The following is a 21751-nucleotide window of genomic DNA, read 5'->3' on the forward strand; positions in this document are numbered from 1 at the left end:
GTGGTCGCCACCTCGTAGTCCCCACCGCCTGAGGGGTAGGCATGGACGTTCTGCCGGTAGGACGCGACGACAACGAGCATGACGACGACGACCGCCACCGCGATCTGCCACGACGCCGTGAGCGCCAGCGCCCCACCTGCGAGCCCCAGCGTCAGGAAGATCTCGTCGGGGGCGTAGGCCACGGACGAGAGCGCGTCGCTCGCGAAGACCGGCAGCGCCAGCTTCTTCGGTAGGAGGGTCTCCCCGAGCCGGTCGCTGCGCATGGCCCGACCGACGAGAAGGCGTTTGAGGACGCGTCCAGACGTTGGCACGCAGACACTCTAGGCCGGGGGCCGACCATGCGCCGCAACCGCGTCCAGCCCGGTGTAGCGTCGCAGTCGTGCATTTCGTCATCATGGGCTGCGGCCGGGTCGGCTCCACCCTCGCGCTGAGCCTCGAGGGCCAGGGACACGACGTCGCCGTCATCGACCAGAACGAGGCCGCCTTCCGCAGGCTCGGCACCGGCTTCGAGGGCCGCCGGGTCACCGGGGTCGGCTTCGACCGCGACACCCTCGTCGACGCCGGCATCCAGCAGGCCTATGCGTTCGCCGCCGTGTCGAGCGGTGACAACTCGAACATCCTCGCGGCTCGGGTCGCCCGCGAGACCTTCGGTGTCGAGCACGTGGTCGCCCGCATCTACGACCCCGGACGCGCGGAGATCTACCAGCGGCTCGGCATCCCCACGGTGGCGACGGTCAAGTGGACCGCGGACCAGATGCTGCGACGGCTGTTGCCCCAGGGGCACGTCCCGGAGTTCACCGACCCCTCCGGCCGCGTCGTGCTCGCCGAGGTTCCGGTCAACCCCGCCTGGGTGGGTCACCGGGTCAGCGACCTCGAGCTGGCCTCCGGGGGTCGGGTCGCCTACCTGACCCGGCTCGGCGCCGGCATGCTCCCCGGCCAGGACACGGTGTACCAGGAGGGCGACCTCATCCACATCGCGACGCTCGCGGACGAGCTGCCCCGCGTCGAGCGCATCCTCGACGCCGTCCCGCAGCGCACGGACGCCTGAGCCCAGGAAGGGGCCCACCACACATGCGAGTCGTCATCGCCGGGGCCGGCAGCGTCGGGCGCTCCATCGCCCGCGAGCTGCTGCACAACGGCCACCAGGTCCTCCTCATGGACCGCGAGCCCAAGGACGTCCAGGCCAGCCGGGTGCCCGAGGCCAACTGGCTGCTCGCTGACGCGTGCGAAATCAGCGCCCTCCACGAGGCCGGGCTCGCCGACTGCGACACCGTCGTCGCCGCGACGGGCGACGACAAGGTCAACCTCGTCGTCTCGCTGCTGGCCAAGACCGAGTTCGGCGTGCCCCGCACCGTGGCCCGGGTCAACAACCCCAAGAACGAGTGGATGTTCGACGAGGCCTGGGGCGTCGACGTGGCGGTGTCGACGCCGCGGCTGATGACCGCCCTGGTCGAGGAGGCCGTCAGCGTCGGCGACCTCGTGCGGATCTTTCAGTTCCAGCAGGGCAAGGCCACCATGGTCGAGCTCACCCTCCCAGCGGACAGCCCCTACGCCGGCAAGCGGGTGGGCGACATGGTCTTCCCCGGTGAGACCGTGCTCGTCGGCATCATCCGCGAGGACCACCCCATCGCGCCCACCCGTGACGACAGCCTCGAGCCCCACGACGAGCTGCTGTTCATCAGCACCCCGGAGTACGAGGACGAGCTCGAGTCGATGCTGAGCCCGGGGCACCGGGTGCCCCGCGAGGACGAGTAGCCGCGCCCTCGGGCGAGCACGTCAGCTGCGCGGGCCTGTGCCTTCGTCCGCCTGGGGGTGGTGGCCCCACTCCCACGTCGCCTCGCTGTCGGGCGCGGGGACGACCTGCGGCGTCCGACCGCGCACGAGCATCACGCCCATGACGGCGACCGCGGCCACCCACGCCGGCCAGCCGAGACCGACCTTGGCCACACCGAGCCAGGCGACCTCGCCGGCGAAGTACAGCGGCAGCATGATCGCCACGCGCACGGCATACAGCACCACGAGGACCAGGGTGAGCCGCTGGCACACCCGGACCAGCCCCGGGTCGCGACGCCACGCAAACGGGTCCTCGGCCATCCGCGGGTCACCCGCGCCGACCAGGAAACCGACCACCGGCCAGCGCAGCATGACGGACAGCAGGGTGGCGACTCCCCACGCAGCGCTGGTCAGGATGCCGGGGAGGAAGGCGTCCTCGGCGCGTCCGCTGCGCAGGGCGAAGAAGGCGGCGATGGCGGTCGCGAACGCCGCCGACAGCACGAACTGCAGGCTCTGGCGCTGGACCAGCCGGAGGACGGCCAGGACCACGGTGACCACGACTGCGGTGGTGACGGCGAGCGTGACGTCCTTGCGCCAGGTCCACACGCCCACGAAGGCCAAGGTCGGCAGGGCGGTCTCGACGGAGCCGCGCCAGCCCCCGAGCGCGGCCGAGAGGCGGTGCCGGATGATCTCCTCGACCGTGGGCGCGGGGTGCCCCGGATGGGCGGGGACGGCCGACGTCACGATGGGCTCACTCTCCACGGTCGGGCACGATCTCGTAGGCGGGGTTGAAGATGGTCGGCATGCCGCGCGTGAAGGTGACACGGCCGGTGGCCCGCAGGTAGGTGCCAGGTTCGATGCCGCGGATGGTGCGCCGGCCCAGCCACACGAGGTTGATGGTGGTGCTCCCGTCGTAGAGGTCGACCACCAGCGCCGGGACGTTGACACGCGGACGCAGGGTCACCGCCCTCACGGTGCCGCTCACCGTCGCCGTCTGGCGGTCCTGGAGGTCGCACATCGGGGTGCCGCCGTGACGGTCGGAGACCTTGCGCAGCTCGTCGGCCTCGAGCTCGTGGGTGGGCTTGGTCAGCCGCTCGCCGAGCCGGGCCAGCAGGGACCGGTGCCTGCCGTCGGCGGCATCGGTCGCGCTGGGGGATGACATGCCGGGCTCCTACCGGATCTCGGTGATCTCAGGCCCACGCTCGAACGGCTTGAGGTCGTCGGCCTTGCGGCCCCCCTCGTCATCGGCGCCCTCGCCCCCGGGCTCCCCCGGCACGGCGGCCTCCTGCGGCAGGCGCAGCGGCAGCAGCTCGCGCGGCGCCATGGCCGCGTCGCCGCGCACGACGACGGTGCCACGCACGATCTCGAAGAGCGTCGCGGCCGCGTCGTCGTCGATCGCGGCCCGGCCGGAGAACACCGCGCGCAGGAACCACCGCGGGCCGTCGACGCCCACGAACCGCGCCGGCGCGAAGACGGTGCGGCCATCCGGGCCGGCAGAGGGCATGCGCGTGCGCAGCTCGGTTCCGAGCGCGCCGCGCTCCTCGTCGGCGGTGCCGCCCTGGCTGACGATGGACTCGGCGATCTCCGAGCGGATGTCGTCCCAGATGCCCATGGTCCTGGGGGCGGCGAAGGCCTGCAGCTGCACCGCGGAGTCCTCGAGCACGGCGGTGACCCCGACGACGTTGGAGGTGGACTCCTCGACCTCGAGCCGCAGCTCCATGCCCGGGACACCCACCACCCACAGCGACCCGAGGTCCAGCCGACCACCGAGGTCGTGGACCTCCGCGGAGTCGTACGGCCCCGCGCCGGACGTGGTGGCCTCGCCAGAGGTCTCCCCGAGGCCGGCAGCCTCAGCGCCGGCCTGCTCGTCCGCGCCGGCGGTGGTGGACTCCTCGGCGACCGCGGGGGTGCCCTCGCCCGCGTCCGAGGCGAGGTCGTCGGCGGGCCGGCCGGTGGGGGCCGCCTCCGCCTCGGGTGCCGACCCCGCCTGCTCTTCTTTCTTGCCGCGCCGGAAGATGCTCACTGCCTCGTCAATCCCTCGTGTGTGTGGTCTGGTGCTCCGCCGAAGCCTCCGCTGGCACCATGCCCAGTCTCCCCCCGCGCCGTCTCCGAGAGCGAATCGACCTCGGTGAAGTCCGCGCGGGCGACCGCCTGGACCACCAGCTGGGCGATCCGGTCCCCCCGCCGCACCGTGAACGGCTCCCGCGGGTCGAGGTTGACCAGGTTGACCAGGATCTCCCCGCGGTAACCGGCGTCGACGGTGCCGGGGGCGTTGACGATCGTGATGCCGTGCCGTGCCGCCAGCCCCGACCGTGGGTGCACGAGCCCCACGAACCCGACCGGCAGGGCGATCGCCACGCCCGTCGGCACCAGCGCCCGCTGCCCCGGCGCCAGAGTCACGTCCGAGGCCGAGCGGAGATCGGCTCCCGCGTCACCGTGGTGGGCGTATGCCGGTGCGGGCAGTTCCGGGTCCAGTCGCCGCAGCTGGACCTGGACGCGCGAAGGGTCAGTCACGGGGACTGACCCTACCCATGCGCGGCACCGCGGCCGGCACCGTGCCCGCACGACGGGCGTGCGGGGCCGCCGTCAGGCTGCGCACTCCGTGCACACCATCTGCCCGTTGACCTCCTTGGCCAGCTGGCTGCGGTGGTGCACGAGGAAGCACCGGGAGCAGGTGAACTCGTCGGCCTGGCGCGGCAGCACCCGCACCGAGAGCTCCTCGCCGCTCAGGTCCGCGCCGGGGAGCTCGAAGCCCTCGGCCTGCTCTGCCTCGTCGACGTCGACGCTCGAGGCGCTCTTGTCGACCCGACGGGACTTCAGTTCCTCGATGGAGTCCTCGGACAGCTCATCATCAGTCTTGCGCGGCGCGTCGTAGTCAGTCGCCATTGTCGCTGTCGCTCCCTTGTGTGTCGTCGTGGTGGTGCCGGCCTGCGGGGGGCCATGTTGCTGCGTCAACGCAGGCAGTCCACTTTTTGTGCCCTGTGTCGGGCGGATTGTGCCCTATCCACGAACCCGCGTCATCAGCCGGGGTGCGTAGCCCCTGGGTCGGGGGTGGAGCACCCCTCGTCGCCCGGTGTGACCAGGACCACAATCCGATCACAGGGCCGCAGGTCAGCGCGGTGTCCTGACTTCCTCTTTACCGGCAGTTCACCCAATCATCGGCAACCGGAATGCCGTCGCTGGCGTCTTTCCGCTTAGAGTCCTTGCGCCAGCCGGGACCGAAACATCCGAGAAGAGGTGCACCATGACCGAGTTTCACGCCGAGATGCGCGACCGTGCTGCCACCGCGGTCACGTCCCTGAAGCAGGCGGAGGCCAACGGCGACGACTACCTCGTCGAGGTGCGCCAGGCCGAGCTGGAGAACCTCGCGCGACTGGCCGACGACCACGGCCTGAGGATCCCCGAGCTCGCGGGCTACACCGCCGCCTGAGGGCGTCACGCCAGTCGGGCGCAGACCCCCCGCAACCCGTGATCGCCGGCCCGTGGGCCGGCGATCACGCGTGTTGGGGCCCCGCCGCGACGTCCCGCGGCCCCACCAGGGCTCAGCCCGAGCCGGGGCTCCCCTCGGCGTCCGCTGCCCGGACCCCCTCCGCCACCCGGCCGCCGAGAGCGGCGTGCAGCCCGGCCGGGGCGGCGAGGACCATCGACGAGCTGGGTGGCTCACCGCCGAGGCCGCTGACCACACCCCCTGCCTCCGTGACCACCAGCGCCGCGGCAGCCATGTCCCACGGGTTCAGGCCGCGTTCGAAGTAGGCGTCCAGCGTCCCCTCCGCCACGTGGCAGAGGTCCAGGGCAGCGCTGCCGAAGCGGCGGATGTCACGGATGTGCGGGATCACCTCCGCCAGGACGCGGGTCTGCCACCACCGCGTGCCCGCCTCGTAGCCGAACCCCGTGCCCACGAGCGCCTGGCTCAGGTCGACGGCGGCGCTGGTGCCCAGCCGCACAGCGCCAGCGCCGGGGGCCTCCAGCCAGGAGCCGCCGCCACGGCGGGCCCGGAAGACCCTGCCGCGCTCGGGGTCCACGACGGCCCCCACCACCGGCTCCCACTCCCCCGGCACCCGCGGGTTCCCGACCACGGCCGCCACGGACACGGCATACGCGGGGATCAGGTAGAGGTAGTTGACGGTGCCGTCGATCGGGTCGACCACCCAGGTGACCTCGGAGGTCGCCTCCGAGCCACCCTCCTCCTCGCCGTAGAAGCCGTCCCCGGGCCGGGCACGGCTCAGCCTGCCCCGGATGAGGTCCTGCGCGCGCTGGTCCATCACGGTGACAACGTCGGTCGCGCTGGACTTGGTGTGCGCCACCCCGAGCTCGGCGGGGCGCTCGTCGACGATGAGCCTTCCCGCCTCGAGGGCGACCTCGACGGCCAGTTGCTCGAGCTCCTCCAGCGGCAGGGCGTCGGGTACGGCGACCATGCTCAGTCCCGCCCACAGAGCGCGGGGCGTGCCGTCCGCAGGTTCGGGCAGCACCCCGGCTCGCACACCGCGGGACGAGCGTCCGACCCTGGCCAGGTCGGGCGGACGGGGGTCTCGCCGCGGGCCTCGGCGGCCCGCTCGAGGAGCAGGTCGACCAGGCCGGCCACGAACTCGGCGTCGGTGCCGACGGTCGGCACCCGGACCATCCGCAGCCCGAGGCGTTCCGCAGTCGCGGCTGCCTCGGTGTCGAGGTCGTAGATGACCTCCATGTGGTCCGAGACGAAGCCGATCGGGGCCAGGACCACAGCGGTCGCACCCTGCGCCGCGAGCTCCTCGAGGCGGTCGTTCACGTCGGGCTCCAGCCAGGGCTGGCTCGGCGGCCCGGACCGCGAGCAGAAGACCAGCTCGCCCTCCACATCGAGGTCGAGCGTGGCGTTGACCTCGTCGGTGATCGCTGCCGCGAGCGCGGCGTGCTGCCGGGCGTAGAAGTGCCCCTCCTCGTCGCCCGGGCCGGACGTCTCGTCCATCGCGGTGGGGACCGAGTGCGTCACGAAGAGGAGCCGCAGGCCGTCGGCGTCGACCCCGGCGCGGACCACGCCGCGCACGGCCTCGGTGACGAGCCGCGAGTTGGCCCGCGAGAACCCGGGGTGGTTGAAGTAGGGGCGGATCTTGTCGATCTCGATGCCGAGGCCCTCGTCCGCCGCCTCGGCCTGCGCCGCCGCGAGGTCCTCGCGGTACTGCCGGCACGAGGAGTACGAGGAGTAGGCACTGGTGACGACCGTGACGACGCGCCGCATGCCGGCGCCGTCCGCCTCGCGCAGGGCCTCGATCGTGAACGGGGTGAAGTTCCGGTTGCCCCACACGAGAGGGGTGTCGATCTCGCGACGGTCGAGCTCGCTGCGCAACGCCGCCAGCAGCGCGCGGTTCTGGTCGTTGATGGGGCTCCTGCCGCCGAAGCGGTAGTAGTGCTCCCCGACCTCCTCGAGCCGCTCGTCCGGGATGCCCTTGCCCGCCGTGACGGTCCGCAGGAACGGCAGGACGTCCTCCGGCTTCTCGGGGCCACCGAAGGAGAGCAGCAGGACGCCGTCGTAGGGCGCGAGGGGGTGGTCCGCGGCGGGCTCGGTCACGTGAGGTCTCCGGTCCGTAGGGGTTTGGGTGCGTGCACGTCGAGGATGACAGCGGCCATCCTGATCACGAACACGAGACCGACGCACCCCCAGATGGTTGCGGTGCTGATGAGGTCGTAGTGGTGGGCCGCCACGATCAGTGTGGACCCGAAGAGCGCGGGCAGGGCATACATCTCGCGGCGGAGCACCTCGGGCACCTGGCCGGCCAGCACGTCGCGCACCATGCCCCCGCCGATGGCCGTGATGCCGCCGATCAGGACCGCGGCGAGCGGGTCCACCCCGGCGCCGAGCGCCTTGAGCGACCCGCCGACGGCGAACGTCGCCAGACCCGCGGCGTCGAGGACGCGCACGACCTTCGAGATACGCGCCACGCCGGGGTGGAAGAGGAAGGTCACGAGGCCGGCGAGCGCTGCCGCCCCCACGAGCCGCCAGTCGGAGATGCCCACGGGCGGGGTGTCCCCGATGAGGACGTCGCGCATCACTCCGCCGCCGAGGGCCGCGGTCGCCGCGAGCACGAGCACGCCGAAGAGGTCGAGCCGCTTCTTGACGGCGACGAGCCCGCCGGTGAGCGCGAACACGAAGACCCCCACGAGATCGAGGGCCAGCTGGAGGTTCGCGTCGAAGGTCAGCATCGCGGACCAAAAATACCCTCGCGGCGTGGTCGCTTTCGCCACGGAGGCGCAAGATGGCAGAGTCAGTCCCCAGTGTGGCGACATGGGAGAGGCCAATGCAGGACCTGCGTTTGATCGGTGTCCACGAGGACGGGCAGCATCTGCTGCTCGCCGACCCCGAGGGCAACCGCTACCGCGTCCCCCTCGACGAGCCCCTCCGCGCTGCCGCCCGGCGGGACCGCCCCCGTCTGGGTCAGCTCCAGATCGAGATGGACGGCAGCATGCGCCCCCGAGAGGTCCAGTCCCTGATCCGAGCCGGCGCGTCTGCCGAGGAGGTCGCCGAGCGCTCGGGCTGGCCGGTGGAGAAGGTCCGCCGCTACGAGGGCCCCGTCCTGGCCGAGCGCGAGCACGTCGCCGGCCTGGCCCGCACCGTCACGCTGCGCGGGCGAGGCGGCAGCCAGGGCTCGGCCCCGACCCTCGCCGCCCGCGTCGGCCAGCGACTCTCGGGCCGCGGCGTCGACCCGGCAGTCGTGGAGTGGGACTCCGCCCGTGACGACGAGGGCGCCTGGACCGTCATCCTGACCTTCCCCGCCGGCGGGCGTCAGCGCCAGGCCCGCTGGCTCTTCGACGTCCCGGCCCGCACGGTGACCGCCATCGACGACGAGGCTCGCTGGCTGAGCGAGGACGACTCGAGCGGCGCGCAGACCCCGATCCCCGCGCCGCACCTCGTCTCGGCGCCGGTCCGGGCCACGACGGTCTACGACGTCGAGGCCGAGGGCGGCGTGTCCGCGAGCGCCCGACGCAAGACCTCCCCCGAGGCTCCGGCAGGCGAGCGTCCGGCCCAGGAGCCCGTGGACCTCATGACGGCGATGCGCGAGCGGGCTTCGGCTCGTGGGAAGCGCGGCAGCCGCCGCAAGGCCCCCGCAACCAAGACGCCGGTCGACGACGCGCCCCGCGACGACGCCCTTCCGCTGGAGGACATCGCCTACGACCCCGAGACGATGCCGCCGCCACCGCCGGCCCGCGGCACCCACCCCTCCGATGCCGCGCCCAGGCACGAGGTGGGCGACGACGTGGGCGACGACGTGCTCCCCGCGGCCGACGCCACCACGCCCGACGTGGACGCGGCCACCGCTGCCGTCGACGCGACAGGGGCGGAGGAGACCGAGCCGGACACGCTGCCGGACTCGCAGCCGGACACCCAGCCGGACACCCAGCCGGGCGTAGACGCCGACACCGAGGCGGAGGCCCCGCGGCGGGGCGGCTCCGGGTCGGGCGACGAGTCCGAGGACGAGGTGGGCGACTCCCGGCCCCGTGAGCCGGAGGCCACCACCACCGCGCCGGCGCGTCCCGCGCGGCGCAGTGGCCGTCCGAGCGTCCCCAGCTGGGACGACGTCATGTTCGGGGCCAAGCCCCGCGACTGAGCACGCGCCGCGGGGCACCTCGCGGTACACCTCCGCAGTCCCCGGGCTCACCGCCCACCGTGGAGGCGCGCCGTCAGCAGGAAGCGACCGTCAGCAGGGCGGGACCGTCAGCAGGGCGGGACCGGGCAGAGGTCGAGGTCGAACGGCAGGGTGTCGGGCGAGGTCGCGGCGGCGCGGGCGGCGGCGGAGTTCATCCGGCGCATGAAGTGGCGACGGCAGAGCACCTCGTACTCCACGAGCCCGGCCTGACCGGGCTTCGTGTCGCCGACGACCACCTGCTCGCCCTCGACGACCATCACGCCGTCGACGACGCGGGCGTTGTGGGTGGCGCGGCGGCCGCACCAGCACAGCGCCTCGACCTGCAGCACCTGCACCCGGTCGGCCAGCTCGATCATGCGGCGCGAGCCGGGGAAGAGCTGGGTCCGGAAGTCCGCCGTGATCCCGAAGGCGAAGACGTCGATGCCCATCTCGTCGACGATCTTGGCCAGCTGCTCCACCTGGCCCGGGGTGTAGAACTGGGCCTCGTCGCAGATGAGGTAGTCGACCCGGTGCCCGGCGGTGGCGTACTCGACGACGGCATCCCAGAAGTCGACGTCGTCGGTGACCTCGCCCGCGTCGGTGGACAGGCCGAGGCGCGAGGAGAGGACGGACTCGCCCATGCGGTCCATCTTGGTGTAGATGAGCCCCGACCGGCCGCGGGCGCGGTGGTTGTGGTCCATCTGGAGCGCAAGGGTGGACTTGCCGCAGTCCATGGTGCCGGAGAAGAAGACGAGCTCAGCCACGAGGGGACACCTTAGGCGCTGTCGCGCGCGGGGATGTGGAACAGCGGGACCGCGGCCTCGTCAGGGGTCAGCGAGCCGTGCATCCCGAGGAGCGCGAGCAGCTGGGGACGCCAGTGCCGGGAGTCGACGATCGCGAAGTTGTCGCGGGCCGCCACGAGGATGTTGCCGATGCGCGGCAGGTTCGCCTCGCTCACCGGGCCGAACCAGCCCTCACGGACCGCGTCCGCGCGGGACCGGATCCAGGCCCGCTGGCCGACTCGCTCGGTCCAGGTGGCCATGACGTCGGCCTCGGCGCCCTCCTCGCAGTAGAGCTGGAGCGAGCGCGGCTCTCCCCCGACGTGCCGGATGCCGGCAGCGAGCTCGGCATCGTGGGCGATGTCGATGCGCAGCGCATGGGGCGCGTCCACCATCCCGTGGTCGGCGGTGATGTAGACCGCGGTGTCCGACGGGACGGAGCGCACCAGCCGGGCCAGCTCGGCGTCGATCGCCTCCAGCTCGTCGCCCCACTCCCAGGACTGGCAGCCGTGGACGTGCCCGACCTTGTCGAGCTCGCCCCAGTAGAGGTAGACCAGCGCGCGCCGGTCGGCCCGGACGGCCATGAGGGATGCGTCGACCCGGGCGGCGAGGCTGTCGGCGGCGCGGAACCGGCCACCCCGCAGGGCTGCCCTGGTGAGCCCGGAGCCGTCGAAGAAGCCGGGACCGATGCGCGTCACCGCCACGCCGTCCGCCGCCGCGGCCTCGAAGACCGTCGGCTGGGACTGCCAGGCCAGCGGGTCCGGCCCGTCCTCCCAGGAGAGCTCGTTGAGCAGGCGGTCCTCACCCGGCACCAGCACCTCGTAGCCGAGCAGCCCGTGGGCACCCGGGGGCAGCCCGGTGCCGAAGGTCCCCATCGAGGTCGCCGTGGTGGAGGGGAACCCGGCGGTGATCCGGTATGCCGCGGGCAACAGCGAGCGCAGGAACGGCGCGTGGCCGCCGCGGCGTCGCACGAGCTCGTAGCCGAGGCCGTCGACCAGCACGACGACGGCCCGCCGGGCGGGTCGCATGGGAACGGCGTCGACGCCGTCGAGGGACGAGACGCCCAGGCTGGCAGCGACACCGGGCAGCACACCGGCCAGACCGGCGGCGTCGTAGCGGGGCTCGAGGAGTCCCTCGTGGGGCATGGTCGCCGGGCGCCTAGCGGCCGATGCTGGCCGAGAGGGCGTGCGCGAAGGCCAGGGCCTGCCGCAGCGCCGCCTCGCCCTCGGCGTCAGCGCTGATCCGCAGCGAGATGTCGTCGGAGGAGACCGTGCCCTCGAAGCCGTGGTCGGCGTCGCAGTTCGGGTCGGCGCACGTTGCCGGGAGCAGGTCGATGCGGCTGACGGCTCCCCAGCCGAGGGTGAGGGTGATCTCCCGGCCCAGGGAGCCCGGGCGGTAGTCCTGCGGGTTGGCCACCACGTGGGTGAGCATGACGCCGCGGACCGCGCCGAGGGGGATGCTCTCCGTGGTGGCGGTGGCCACCTCCTCGTGGCCGGTGCGCTCGTCGGCGTGGTCGTCGGCGTGCGCGATGACCAGGCGGCTGGAGGTGAGCACCAACACGGTGATGTGCCGGCGGACCACGTCGTGGTCGAACGTCGTCTCCTGGTGGACCAGGTGGGACACCGCCTGCTCGCCGGCGAGCGCCGCCTGCACGACGTCGGCGACGAGGGCCGGGTAGTAGCCGGCCCGCTCGATCGACCGCGTCAGGTCGGCGGGGAGCGGTGCGGCGGGAGCGACCGCGCGGTCAGATGAGGTGGAGCCCATATGGGCCATCTTGCCCTAGGTCAGCGAGCGGCGTCCCGGGTCCTTGCGCCGCGGAGGCGGCGCCACGGTGACGTCCGCCCCCAGGACGTCGACCCCGCCGGGGTGTGCGTTGACCGGGTTGAGCACCAGCGTCGCGACCTCGGGGAGGTTGTCGGCCAGCACCGAGACCCGGGCGATGAGGTCCGCGAGGGCCGCGCGGTGGACGGGAGCCGCCCCGCGGTGGCCGTGCAGCATGGGCGCCGCCTTGACCGACGAGATCAGGTCGGAGACGTCGACGTCCGTCAGCGGCGGGATGCGGTGCCCGATGTCCCCGAGCAGCTCGGTCGGGGGCCCGGCGACGCTGAAGCTCACCACGGGGCCGAAGAGGGGATCCTCGTCGCTGCGCACCACGCAGGAGACACCGGGCGTCGCCATCTTCTGCACGACGAAGGCGTTGGCGGCCAACGGGGCCAGTCGGTCGTTGAGGCCGGCGAAGGCCGCCCGCAGCGCCTCCTCGGTCCCGAGGTCCACCCGGATGCCGCTGAGGCCCGGCTGGTGGCGCAGCAGGGGTGCCACGGACTTGATGACGACGGGGTAGCCCATCGACTCCGCCGCGGCGACGGCCTCCTCGACGGTCCGCACGGGGACGCTCGGCCACACGGTGATCCCGTACGCCGCCAGCAGGCCGGTGACCTCCTCGGGGTTCAGCTTCCGGCCGTCCGGGTGGGTGTGGAGCGCTGCGGTCACGATCGCCTCGGCGGCTGCACGGTCGATCCCGGAGGGCATCACCGGCACCCCTCGGTCGCGGGCCAGCCACTCGGCATACCTGGTCGCCGCGGCCAGTGCGCGAACGGCGTCCTCGGGCATCGCGTAGGCGGGGACGACCTCCCGCCTCCAGTCGGGGTCCTCTGGGGAGTGGGACAGCTTCTCCGACACGCCCCGCATGCCGAGCAGGGTTGCGAGACACGGTTTCTCGGACGTCAGGGCGGCCTCCCGAACCGCGATCGCGACGTCCTGGTCGGGCGTGACGAGCGGCGGGATGAAGCAGGTGACGACCGAGTCGACGGACTCGTCGGCGAAGGCCTTGGCGAGGGCCTCCGAGAACTCCTCGCCACGGGCCTCCGAGGGCAGGGACACCGGGCCGTGCGTCACTTCCAGGCCCCAGCTGACGCAGGCCTCCGCCGTGAGGGCCCCGAGCGCGTCGGAGTTGCCGACGATCGCCACGCGGTTGCCCTGCGGCAGCGGCTGGTGCACGACGAGCTGGGCGACGTCGAACATCTGGTGGACGTTCTCGACGCGGATCACACCCGCCTGGCGGAGCATGGCGTCGAAGGCCTGCGGCCTGACCCGCGTCGGCCGGGCGCGGTGCCCGGGAGGGACGCCGTAGGAGCTCACGCCCGACTTGACCACGATGACCGGTTTCGTGGCAGCGAGGCGGCGCGCGATGCGGGAGAACTTGCGCGGGTTGCCCATGGACTCGAGGTAGAGCCCGACGGCGTGGGTGTCCTGGTCGTCGATCCAGTACTGCATCAGGTCGTTGCCGGAGACGTCGACGCGGTTGCCGGCGGACGCGAACACCGAGATGCCGAGGTTGCGGCGGGCCGCGGACGCGAGGACGGCGATGCCGAGCGCGCCGCTCTGCGAGAACAGGCCGAGGTGGCCCGGCGGGGGCAGCTCGGGCGCGAGCGAGGCGTTGAGCCGGACGTCCGCATGGTTGTTGATGACGCCGAACGAGTTGGGCCCGATGACACGCATACCCGCCCCGCGCGCCGCGTGGAGCAGCCGGCTCTGCAGCTCCTGGCCCGCGGGGCCGGCCTCCGCGAACCCGGCAGAGACGACGAGCAGCGTCCTCACGCCCGCCTCGGCGCAGTCGGTGACGACGTCGAGCACCTGCGAGGCCGGCACGGCCACCACCGCGAGGTCGACGTGGCCGGGGATCTCGTTGACCCGCGCGTGGGAGGTGAGCCCGCACACCTCCACGGCCTCGTTGTTGACCGCGTACACCGCCCCGGTGAACCCGGCGGCGAGGATGTTCTCGAGGATCTGGTGGCCGATCGACTCTCTCCGCCGGCTGGCGCCGACGACCGCGATGCTCTCCGGGAAGAGCACCGCGTGCATGCTCACCGCCTCGGCGCGGTGCTCGCGCGAGAGCCGCACCGCCTCGGAGCGCTCGGTCGGCCTGATCTCGAAGCGGACCGAGACGATGCCGTCCTCGATGTGCCGGTCGACCTCGTAGCCGGCGTCGGTGAAGACCGAGAGCATCTTGCGGTTCTGCGGCAGCACCTCGGCGACGAACTCGCTGACGCCCAGCTCCTGCGCGATCACCGCCAGGTGCTCGAGGAGCACCGAGCCCACGCCGCGGCCCTGGAACGCGTCGGAGATGTTGAACGCCACCTCGGCCGACCGCGCGTTGAGGCGGTCGTAGCGGCCGATGCCGACGATCTCGTCGCGGACCGTGGCCACCAGGGCCACCCGGTCGACGTAGTCGACGTTGGTGAACCGGGTGACGTCGCGGTCGCTCAGCTGGCGCAGGGGCGCGAAGAAGCGCATGTAGATCGACTCGTCGGACTGGCCGGCGTGGAAGCGCCGCACCCGGTCCGCGTCGGCGGGCGTGATGGGCCTGATGTGCGCCACGGAGCCGTCGCGGAGCACGACGTCGGCCTCCCACTGCACCGGGTAGCCGGGAGGCAGCTCGGCGTCCGTCATGGCCCCAGAATGTCATGACATCGGGGCCGGCAGGGCCGGACCCCTGAGGCTGTGTCGACGCCGCGTGGGAGAGCCGCCGCTGAGGGACCTTGGGCTCTGACGCACGGCCCCTGCGAGCCGTGAGCATGGGGTATGAGGTCGTGGTGCACGGCGGCTGCGACTGCGGCGCTGCTGACCCTGGCCGCGTGTGGCGGTGAGGGCCCGGACCGCCAGGGCGCGGCTCCGGCCACCTCGGGCGTGACCACGGCCGGCGCGCCCACGGACGCCCGGCCGCCCACGGGTACGTCCCCTCCCGCCACGACCTCGACGTCGACCACGCCCGGCCCGGCGCCCACGTCCACGCGCCCGGGAGCCACCACCGCGCCTCGCCCGCACCCGGCCACCCCGCGCCCGTCGACGACCACTGCTCACCCCTCCCCCACGACGCTCCCCGCCGCCCTGCGCGGCACCGTCGTCACGAGGCTGCCGACCACGAGCCCGGTGGTCGCGCTGACCTTCGACGGCGGAGCCGGCGCGCAGGGCGCGGGCTCCATCCTGGCCACGCTGCGCAGGGAGGCGGTGCCGGCCTCGTTCTTCGTGACGGGCACCTTCGCGACCACCAACCCCGGCACCACCCGCGCGCTGGCCGGCCTGGGCCCCGTCGGGAACCACAGCTGGAGCCACGCAGACCTCACCACGCTCAGCGCCGGCGCCATCACCCAGGAGCTGGCCAGGACCCACTCGGCGATCGTCGGCACCACCGGGCAGGACCCGCACCCGTTCTTCCGCTTCCCCTTCGGCGCCTACGACGCCCGCACCCTGGAGCTGGTCAACGGGGCGGGGTACGGAGCCATCGGCTGGACCACCGACTCCCTCGGCTGGAAGGGTACCTCGGGCGGGATGAGCGTCGACGCGGTCGTCGCCAGGGTGCTGGGGGCCCGGGCGCCCGGCCAGATCGTGCTGATGCACCTCGGCGCCAACCCCGACGACGGCACCACGCTCGACGCGGCCGCGCTGCCACGGGTCATCGCGGGCTACCGCGCGCACGGCTACTCGTTCACCACGCTCGCGTGGCTGCTCGGCTGAGCGGCCGGCGCCCGCTGGGAGGAGAATGCCGCCGTGGAGCTCAGTGAGGTCGTCCGCCGCCGACGCATGGTCCGCCGTTTCGACCCCGACCGGCCCGTCGACCGCGAGGCCGTGGTGCGCGTCCTGACCACGGCGACCCGGGCGCCCAGCGCGGGCTTCACGCAGGGCTGGGACTTCGTGGTCCTCGACACGGCCGACCAGCGCCGCCACTTCTGGGCGGCCACAGCCGACCGGGAGACCGACGCCTGGATGCGCGGCGTGAGCGCCGCACCGGTCCTCATCGTGTGCTGCTCCAACCCGCAGGCCTACCTCGACCGCTACGCCGAGCCCGACAAGGGCTGGACCGACAGGGACCTGTCCCGCTGGCCGATCCCCTACTGGGACGTCGACACCGGCATGGCCGCCGTGCTCGCCCTGCTGGCGGCCGTCGACGAGGGGCTGGGAGCCCTGTTCTTCGGCGTCCCCGCACCCGCCCACGCAGCGGTCCGGCGTGCCCTCGGCATACCGGGCTCCCACCGCCTCGTCGGCGTCGTCGCCCTCGGGCACGAGGCACGGCGAGTGAGGAGCCCCAGCCTGCGCCGCGGCCGCCGCCCGCTGGACGAGGTCGTGCACTGGGGCGGGTTCGGCGAGTCGGTGGCAGGGCCGAGCACGCCGTAGGCGAAGATGGGGTGTTCGCCCGCACCCTGCCCCAGGAGAACCACCGAGCATGGCCCGCCGCACCGCCTCCACGCCTTCGTCGGACACCGCGGACTTCTCCGAGAAGATCGTCGACATCGACGTCGAGGAGGAGATGCAGGGGGCGTTCCTCGAGTACGCCTACTCGGTGATCTACTCCCGCGCCCTCCCCGACGCCCGTGACGGCCTCAAGCCGGTGCAGCGCCGGATCCTCTTCTCCATGGGAGAGATGGGCCTGCGACCCGACCGCGGCCACGTGAAGTCCTCGCGCGTCGTGGGCGACGTGATGGGCAAGTACCACCCGCACGGCGACTCGGCCATCTACGACGCGCTGGTCCGCATGGCACAGCCCTTCACGATGCGGCTGCCGCTGGTCGACGGGCACGGCAACTTCGGCTCCCTGGACGACGGCCCGGCCGCCTCGCGGTACACCGAGGCACGCCTGGCCCCCGCCGCGCTCCTCATGACGGCCAGCCTCGACGAGGACACCGTCGACTACATCCCCAACTACGACGACCAGCTGCTGCAGCCGGCCGTGCTCCCCGCCGCGTTCCCGAACCTCCTGGTCAACGGGGCCAGCGGCATCGCCGTCGGCATGGCCACCAACATGGCGCCGCACAACCTCGTCGAGGTGATCGGCGCCGCGCGGCACCTCATCGCGCACCCGAGCTGCTCGCTCGACGACCTCATGAAGTTCGTCCCGGGCCCGGACCTCCCGCTCGGCGGCAAGATCGTCGGCCTCGACGGCATCCGCGACGCCTACCTCACCGGCAAGGGCTCGTTCCGCACCCGGGCCACCACGCGGATCGAGAAGATCACCCCGCGCCGCATGGGCATCGTCGTCACCGAGCTGCCCTACCTCGTCGGGCCCGAGAAGGTCATCGAGAAGATCAAGGACAACGTGCAGTCCAAGAAGCTGCAGGGCATCTCGGACGTCAAGGACCTCACCGACCGCAAGCACGGACTCCGCCTCGTCATCGAGGTCAAGAACGGCTTCAACCCCGAGGCCGTCCTCGAGCAGCTGTACAAGCTGACGCCGATGGAGGACTCCTTCTCCATCAACAACGTCGCGCTCGTCGAGGGCCAGCCGCGCACCCTCGGCCTGAAGGACCTGCTGCGCGTCTACGTCGACGTCCGCACCGACGTCGTGCGCCGTCGCAGCGAGTTCCGGCTGCGCAAGCGCAAGGACCGCCTGCACCTCGTCGAGGGTCTGCTCATCGCCATCCTCGACATCGACGAGGTCATCCAGGTCATCCGCTCCTCCGACGACGCGGGCGCCGCGAAGGCCCGGCTCATGGACGTCTTCGACCTCTCGGACCCGCAGGCCACCTACATCCTCGACCTCCAGCTGCGCCGCCTCACCAAGTTCTCCAAGATCGAGCTCGAGAACGAGAAGTCCGAGCTCGAGCGGCAGATCGAGGAGCTCGAGGCGATCCTCGGTGACGAGAAGCTCCTGATGAGGACCGTGTCCTCCGAGCTCGCCGAGGTGGCGAAGGCGCACGGCACCCCGCGACGGACCGTCCTGCTCGAGTCCGCGGGCAGCCCGGTCTCCGCGGCCACCCCCCTGGAGGTCGCCGACGACCCGTGCTGGGTGCTGCTCTCCTCCACCGGGCTGCTCGCCCGCACCACGAACGCCGACCCGGTCACCGCCGACGGCTCGCGGTCCAAGCACGACGTCCTCGTCGGGGCCGTGCGGACCACCGCGCGCGGGGAGGTCGGGCTGGTCACCTCCCGCGGCCGGATGGTCCGGCTGTCGGCGCTGGAGCTGCCGACCCTGCCGCCCACCAACGGCTCCCCCAGCCTCTCCGGCGGGGCGCCGCTGGCGGCCTACGTCGACCTGCCCGCCGGGGAGGAGCCGCTGACCATCGTCTCCCTCGACGCCGAGTCCGGCGGCCTCGCGCTCGGCACCGCCGCCGGCGTCGTCAAGCGCGTGACGACCGACTACCCGGGCCGGGCCGACTTCGAGGTCGTCTCGCTCAAGGACGGCGACGAGGTCGTCGGCGCGGTGGAGCTGCGCCCCGGCAGCCCGGACCCGGTCGAGGACCTCGTGTTCATCACCAGCGACGCGCAGCTCCTGCGGTTCCCCGCCGCCAACGTCCGGCCCCAGGGCCGGGCAGGCGGCGGCATCGCCGGCATCAAGCTCACCGCCGGGCAGCGCGTGGCCTTCTTCGGGGCTGTCGACCCCGGCTCCGAGGCCGTCGTGGTGACGTCGGCAGGCTCCTCGGGCGCGCTCCCCGGCACCGAGGCCGGCTCGCTGAAGGTGACCCCGTATGCCGAGTACCCGGCCAAGGGGCGCGCCACCGGCGGCGTGCGCTGCCACCGGTTCCTCAAGGGTGAGGACACGCTGGTCCTCGCCTGGGCCGGCGCGACGCCGGCACGCGCTGCTGCGGCCAACGGCGTCGCGCTCGACCTGCCGCCTGCGGAGGGTCGACGTGACGGCTCGGGCACGCCCGCCACGGCCACGATCGCCCGCATCGCCGGGCCGGCGACGGCCCACGGGTGACCCTCGGCCGCTCCGCCCGGCCGTCCGCCGGCCAGGGCGCCAGCGCACCGGACGCCTGCTCGGTGCGCTTCGACAGCGCGGGCGTCAGCGCCTACGGCACGGCGGCCCGCGCCCTGTTCTGGATCGCGGTCGAGCAGGCCGGCCCCTGGGGCCGCAACGCCGCCACGGAGTCCCACCTGCCGGTCGAGGTCGGCCGCCAGCTCGACGAGCAGTGCACGCGACGAGGCGGGCGGCTCGCCCTGCTCAGGGCTCCCGGGCCTCACCCTGACGTCCACCACGGCGGCGGGCGCACGGCATACCTCGCCTTCTCCGGCCCGCGGCCCTGGCTGCTCGTCGCGCGGGAGGTCACCCTCGACGCCCTCGCGTCGGTGGACCTCGACGCGCTCGCGGCAGGCGACAGCGCTGGGGTGCGGGCCAGCCTGCCGCAGGCCGTCGCGGCGGAGCCGGTGCTGCTGGTGTGCACCAACGGACGTCGTGACGTCTGCTGTGCGGTGCGCGGCCGGCCGGTGGCCCTCGGCGCCGCCGACGCCACGCCCGGCCGTGTCTGGGAGAGCTCCCACACCGGGGGCCACCGCTTCGCCCCCACGGGTGTCCTCCTTCCCTTCGGCGCCACCCTCGCCCGCCTGGACACCGAGCTCTGCGTGGACGTCCTGGCGGCTGCCGGCGACGGCCACCTCCCGGCCCGTGCCCTCGGCCCGCGCCACGACCGAGGCCGCAGTGCCCTGGAACCGGCGGCCCAGGCGGCCGAGTCCTGGGTTCGCGTCGAGCACGACGTCACCGACCTCACCGCGCTGGCCACGACGGGGCCGGACGCGGGCGGTCGCTGCACGGTGCGTCATCGCGACGGTCGCTCGTGGACCGTGACGGCCGAGCGCGCGGCAGCGGCCGCGGCGGGCCTGCCGGAGTCCTGCGGCAAGCCCGCCGTGCCGGTCGTCGCGTGGCGGGTGAGCGGCTAGCCCTTCACCGCGCCCGATGTCATGCCACGGACGAAGTAGCGCTGCAGGCTGACGAACACGAGGAGCGGGATGACCATGCTGATGAACGCGCCCGCGGTGAGCAGGTTGGCGCCCTGGCCCTGCTGCCCGACCAGCCCCTTGATGTTGACCGTGAGCACCATGTTCTCGCCGGAGCCGAGGAAGACCAGCGCGACGAGCAGGTCGTTCCACACCCACAGGAACTGGAAGATCGCGAACGACACCAACGCCGGGACCGACATCGGCACGATGAGCCGCCAGAAGGTGACGAAGTGGCTGGCGCCGTCGATCTTCGCCGACTCGATCACCGCCCGCGGCAACGTGGCCATGTAGTTGCGCAGGATGTAGACCGCCAGGGGCATACCGAAGCCGGAATGGGCGAGCCAGACCGCTGGGAAGGTGCCCGTGAGCCCGATCTGGCCGTAGAACTGGAGCAGCGGCACGAGCGCGACCTGGTTGGGCACGACCAGCAGCGCCACGAAGGCGATAAAGATCCAGTCCCGGCCCGGGAACTCCATGAAGGTGAAGGCGTAGGCGGCGAAGGCGGCCACCATGATCGGCAGGACGGTCGCCGGGATGGCGACGGCCAGGCTGTTGACGAACGAGATGTTGATCGGCGTCTGGCCCCCGCTCCACACGCCCTGGTAGTTCTCCAAGGTCCACGTCGTCGCCGAGAGCGGGTTGGCAAAGGCAGTCCACCAGCCCGAGGAGTTGATGTCCTCCTCCGGACGCAGTGACGTCACGAAGAGGCCGAACGTGGGCAGGACCCAGGCGATGCACAGCAGCACCATCACGGTCGTGATGATGAGGTTGGGCTTCTTCCCCTTGTCGGCCGCGACCTTGGTCGCCCTGCGCCGGCTGCGGGTCTGCAGTCCGGTTGCCGGGGCGGTCTCGGTGGGGGTGCTCATCGCTCGACCTCCTGCCTGCGGAACTGCCGCACTTGGTAGACCATGAAGGGCACGATGGCGATCATGAGCATCACCACGATGGCGGCCGCGTTGCCGGCGTTGCCATTGGTGAACAGCTCGCTGAAGAACCGGTTGCCCACGATGTCCGTGTTGAAGTTTCCGCCGGTCATCACGTAGACGATGTCGAAGACCTTCATGACGCCGATGAGCACCGTCACGAAGACCGTGATCACCGTGGGCCAGATCTGCGGTACGACGATCCGGAAGAAGATGGCCAGCTCGCTGGCACCATCGATGCGACCGGCCTCGATGGTGTCCTCGGGCACCCCCTTGATCGCTGCCGACAGCAGGACCATGCAGAAGCCGGCCTGCAGCCAGATGAGGATCACCATGAGCAGCAGGCTGTTGATCCGGAGCTGGCTGAACTGCAGCCACGCCTGGGGCTCGCCACCGAGTCCCACCCAGATCGCGTTCAACAGCCCGGTCTGCTCGCTGCCGGCGGGCTTGGCCTCGTAGATGATCTTCCAGATGGCGGCGGCACCCACCATGCTGATCGCCATCGGCATGAAGATCAGGGACTTGCTGAGCTTCTCGTTCCGCGGGTTCAGCCGGTCCGCGAGCACGGCCACCACCAGGCCGAGGGCGACGGACATCGTGGGGACCACGATCATCCAGAGCAGGGTGTTGATGAGGACCTGCTGGAAGCTGTCGGACCCCAGGAGGTTGGTGTAGTTCTCCGTACCGACCCACGCGGTCGAGGTCGAGTTCGCGAAGCTGAGGATGATCGTCCGGATGGCTGGGTAGATGAGGAAGAGCCCGACCAGCAGCACTGCGGGGCCGATGAAGATCCAGGGTTTGACCCTGTCCTCGAGCCTGTTGGGCAGTCTCTCGACGATCTTGTTGAGGAGCCAGTAGAGGAGTAGGGCACCGAGCACGCCGAGGACGACGGCGAGGAGCGCGTTGATCAGCTTGATGACGATGTCGATGTCCACGCAGACAACCTCCTGACGGGACCGTCGTCGGGGGGTAC

The 21751-nt window shown here is 72.3% G+C and carries 22 protein-coding genes and 1 pseudogene; 8 read left to right on the plus strand and 15 right to left on the minus strand.

All coding sequences use genetic code 11. The features are described 5' to 3' along the window. A pseudogene (locus VIB11_RS16090) lies at positions 1-263 on the minus strand (DNA-binding protein); the annotation flags it as partial. Positions 264-379: 116 nt separating this feature from the next. Here VIB11_RS16090 and VIB11_RS16095 point away from each other — a divergent pair. Both VIB11_RS16095 and VIB11_RS16100 read left to right on the plus strand, forming a co-directional pair. After that, positions 380-1048 (plus strand): TrkA family potassium uptake protein, encoded by a 669-nt coding sequence (locus VIB11_RS16095; RefSeq protein WP_332032557.1) that lies wholly within the window; start codon positions 380-382, stop codon positions 1046-1048. Positions 1049-1071: 23 nt separating this feature from the next. Then, complete coding sequence (locus VIB11_RS16100; RefSeq protein ID WP_332032559.1) at positions 1072-1755, plus strand: TrkA family potassium uptake protein; 684 nt, start codon at positions 1072-1074, stop codon at positions 1753-1755. Positions 1756-1776: 21 nt separating this feature from the next. Here VIB11_RS16100 and VIB11_RS16105 read toward each other — a convergent pair whose 3' ends face one another. The 5 genes from VIB11_RS16105 to VIB11_RS16125 all read right to left on the minus strand — a co-directional run bounded on the left by VIB11_RS16105 (position 1777) and on the right by VIB11_RS16125 (position 4659). Then, positions 1777-2535: a DUF3159 domain-containing protein gene (locus tag VIB11_RS16105; protein WP_332032561.1), complete on the minus strand. Its 759-nt coding sequence runs from the start codon at positions 2533-2535 to the stop codon at positions 1777-1779. Further along, positions 2525-2935, minus strand: a complete 411-nt coding sequence (locus VIB11_RS16110; protein WP_332032563.1) for an OB-fold nucleic acid binding domain-containing protein — start codon at positions 2933-2935, stop codon at positions 2525-2527. The genes VIB11_RS16105 and VIB11_RS16110 overlap by 11 nt, the downstream gene beginning before the upstream one ends. A gap of 9 nt (positions 2936-2944) precedes the next feature. Next, positions 2945-3796 carry a DUF3710 domain-containing protein gene (locus tag VIB11_RS16115; protein WP_332032565.1) on the minus strand — a complete coding sequence of 284 codons (852 nt, stop codon included), beginning with the start codon at positions 3794-3796 and terminating at the stop codon, positions 2945-2947. Then, positions 3793-4287: a dUTP diphosphatase gene (gene dut / locus VIB11_RS16120; protein ID WP_332032566.1), complete on the minus strand. Its 495-nt coding sequence runs from the start codon at positions 4285-4287 to the stop codon at positions 3793-3795. The genes VIB11_RS16115 and dut overlap by 4 nt, the downstream gene beginning before the upstream one ends. A 72-nt stretch (positions 4288-4359) precedes the next feature. Continuing rightward, positions 4360-4659, minus strand: a complete 300-nt coding sequence (locus tag VIB11_RS16125) for a DUF4193 domain-containing protein (RefSeq protein WP_332032568.1) — start codon at positions 4657-4659, stop codon at positions 4360-4362. Between the two features lie 358 nt (positions 4660-5017). Between VIB11_RS16125 and VIB11_RS16130 the strand changes: the two genes are divergently transcribed. Further along, positions 5018-5203, plus strand: a complete 186-nt coding sequence (locus VIB11_RS16130; RefSeq protein WP_332032569.1) for a hypothetical protein — start codon at positions 5018-5020, stop codon at positions 5201-5203. A gap of 112 nt (positions 5204-5315) precedes the next feature. Here VIB11_RS16130 and VIB11_RS16135 read toward each other — a convergent pair whose 3' ends face one another. The 3 genes from VIB11_RS16135 to VIB11_RS16145 are packed head-to-tail and all read right to left on the minus strand — an operon-like array spanning position 5316 to position 7947. Then, positions 5316-6188: an inositol monophosphatase family protein gene (locus VIB11_RS16135; protein ID WP_332032571.1), complete on the minus strand. Its 873-nt coding sequence runs from the start codon at positions 6186-6188 to the stop codon at positions 5316-5318. Between the two features lie 2 nt (positions 6189-6190). Continuing rightward, positions 6191-7315 (minus strand): ferrochelatase, encoded by a 1125-nt coding sequence (locus tag VIB11_RS16140; RefSeq protein ID WP_332032572.1) that lies wholly within the window; start codon positions 7313-7315, stop codon positions 6191-6193. Then, positions 7312-7947 carry a trimeric intracellular cation channel family protein gene (locus VIB11_RS16145; protein ID WP_332032574.1) on the minus strand — a complete coding sequence of 212 codons (636 nt, stop codon included), beginning with the start codon at positions 7945-7947 and terminating at the stop codon, positions 7312-7314. Before VIB11_RS16145 ends, VIB11_RS16140 begins: the two co-directional genes overlap by 4 nt. A 95-nt stretch (positions 7948-8042) precedes the next feature. Here VIB11_RS16145 and sepH point away from each other — a divergent pair, with 95 nt between their 5' ends. After that, the gene (sepH, locus tag VIB11_RS16150; protein ID WP_332032576.1) at positions 8043-9350 is read left to right on the plus strand and encodes a septation protein SepH; all 1308 of its coding nucleotides are present in this window, start codon (positions 8043-8045) and stop codon (positions 9348-9350) included. Positions 9351-9457: 107 nt separating this feature from the next. On the opposite strand, the gene VIB11_RS16155 is transcribed toward sepH, so the two are convergent. The 4 genes from VIB11_RS16155 to VIB11_RS16170 are packed head-to-tail and all read right to left on the minus strand — an operon-like array spanning position 9458 to position 14596. Then, on the minus strand, positions 9458-10132 hold the full coding sequence (locus tag VIB11_RS16155; protein WP_332032578.1) for a thymidine kinase: 675 nt from the start codon (positions 10130-10132) through the stop codon (positions 9458-9460). Between the two features lie 11 nt (positions 10133-10143). Beyond that, positions 10144-11292 carry a nucleotide pyrophosphatase/phosphodiesterase family protein gene (locus VIB11_RS16160; protein ID WP_332032580.1) on the minus strand — a complete coding sequence of 383 codons (1149 nt, stop codon included), beginning with the start codon at positions 11290-11292 and terminating at the stop codon, positions 10144-10146. Between the two features lie 13 nt (positions 11293-11305). After that, positions 11306-11920: a DUF5998 family protein gene (locus VIB11_RS16165; RefSeq protein WP_414695868.1), complete on the minus strand. Its 615-nt coding sequence runs from the start codon at positions 11918-11920 to the stop codon at positions 11306-11308. 6 nt (positions 11921-11926) lie between these two features. Next, on the minus strand, positions 11927-14596 hold the full coding sequence (locus tag VIB11_RS16170; protein ID WP_332032583.1) for a GNAT family N-acetyltransferase: 2670 nt from the start codon (positions 14594-14596) through the stop codon (positions 11927-11929). 132 nt (positions 14597-14728) lie between these two features. On the opposite strand from VIB11_RS16170, the gene VIB11_RS16175 reads away from it, so the two are divergent. From VIB11_RS16175 to VIB11_RS16190, 4 genes are read left to right on the plus strand one after another with little or no spacing between them, the layout of a single operon-like run. Then, positions 14729-15661: a polysaccharide deacetylase family protein gene (locus VIB11_RS16175; RefSeq protein ID WP_332032585.1), complete on the plus strand. Its 933-nt coding sequence runs from the start codon at positions 14729-14731 to the stop codon at positions 15659-15661. A 33-nt stretch (positions 15662-15694) separates the two neighbouring features. Continuing rightward, positions 15695-16318 carry a nitroreductase family protein gene (locus tag VIB11_RS16180; RefSeq protein ID WP_332032587.1) on the plus strand — a complete coding sequence of 208 codons (624 nt, stop codon included), beginning with the start codon at positions 15695-15697 and terminating at the stop codon, positions 16316-16318. Between the two features lie 49 nt (positions 16319-16367). After that, positions 16368-18839, plus strand: coding sequence for a DNA topoisomerase IV subunit A (locus tag VIB11_RS16185; RefSeq protein ID WP_332032589.1), 2472 nt, complete (start codon positions 16368-16370; stop codon positions 18837-18839). Beyond that, the gene (locus VIB11_RS16190) at positions 18836-19795 is read left to right on the plus strand and encodes a sucrase ferredoxin (protein ID WP_332032591.1); all 960 of its coding nucleotides are present in this window, start codon (positions 18836-18838) and stop codon (positions 19793-19795) included. Before VIB11_RS16185 ends, VIB11_RS16190 begins: the two co-directional genes overlap by 4 nt. On the opposite strand, the gene VIB11_RS16195 is transcribed toward VIB11_RS16190, so the two are convergent. Further along, on the minus strand, positions 19792-20721 hold the full coding sequence (locus VIB11_RS16195) for a carbohydrate ABC transporter permease (RefSeq protein ID WP_332032593.1): 930 nt from the start codon (positions 20719-20721) through the stop codon (positions 19792-19794). The genes VIB11_RS16190 and VIB11_RS16195 overlap by 4 nt on opposite strands. Then, the coding region (locus VIB11_RS16200) for a sugar ABC transporter permease (RefSeq protein WP_332032595.1) at positions 20718-21751 on the minus strand (1034 nt) is incomplete at its 5' end. The genes VIB11_RS16200 and VIB11_RS16195, both read right to left, overlap by 4 nt.

Origin of the sequence: Pedococcus sp. (genome assembly GCF_036554925.1) — a bacterium.
GTDB lineage: Bacteria > Actinomycetota > Actinomycetes > Actinomycetales > Dermatophilaceae > Pedococcus_A.

Coding starts and splice junctions, on each gene's coding strand:
- VIB11_RS16100 (WP_332032559.1), top strand. CDS start 1,072: ATGCGAGTCGTCATCGCCGGGGCCGGCAGCGTCGGGCGCTCCATCGCC.
- VIB11_RS16110 (WP_332032563.1), bottom strand. CDS start 2,935: ATGTCATCCCCCAGCGCGACCGATGCCGCCGACGGCAGGCACCGGTCC.
- VIB11_RS16125 (WP_332032568.1), bottom strand. CDS start 4,659: ATGGCGACTGACTACGACGCGCCGCGCAAGACTGATGATGAGCTGTCC.
- VIB11_RS16130 (WP_332032569.1), top strand. CDS start 5,018: ATGACCGAGTTTCACGCCGAGATGCGCGACCGTGCTGCCACCGCGGTC.
- VIB11_RS16135 (WP_332032571.1), bottom strand. CDS start 6,188: ATGGTCGCCGTACCCGACGCCCTGCCGCTGGAGGAGCTCGAGCAACTG.
- VIB11_RS16145 (WP_332032574.1), bottom strand. CDS start 7,947: ATGCTGACCTTCGACGCGAACCTCCAGCTGGCCCTCGATCTCGTGGGG.
- sepH (WP_332032576.1), top strand. CDS start 8,043: ATGCAGGACCTGCGTTTGATCGGTGTCCACGAGGACGGGCAGCATCTG.
- VIB11_RS16160 (WP_332032580.1), bottom strand. CDS start 11,292: ATGCCCCACGAGGGACTCCTCGAGCCCCGCTACGACGCCGCCGGTCTG.
- VIB11_RS16165 (WP_414695868.1), bottom strand. CDS start 11,920: ATGGCCCATATGGGCTCCACCTCATCTGACCGCGCGGTCGCTCCCGCC.
- VIB11_RS16170 (WP_332032583.1), bottom strand. CDS start 14,596: ATGACGGACGCCGAGCTGCCTCCCGGCTACCCGGTGCAGTGGGAGGCC.
- VIB11_RS16175 (WP_332032585.1), top strand. CDS start 14,729: ATGAGGTCGTGGTGCACGGCGGCTGCGACTGCGGCGCTGCTGACCCTG.
- VIB11_RS16185 (WP_332032589.1), top strand. CDS start 16,368: ATGGCCCGCCGCACCGCCTCCACGCCTTCGTCGGACACCGCGGACTTC.
- VIB11_RS16195 (WP_332032593.1), bottom strand. CDS start 20,721: ATGAGCACCCCCACCGAGACCGCCCCGGCAACCGGACTGCAGACCCGC.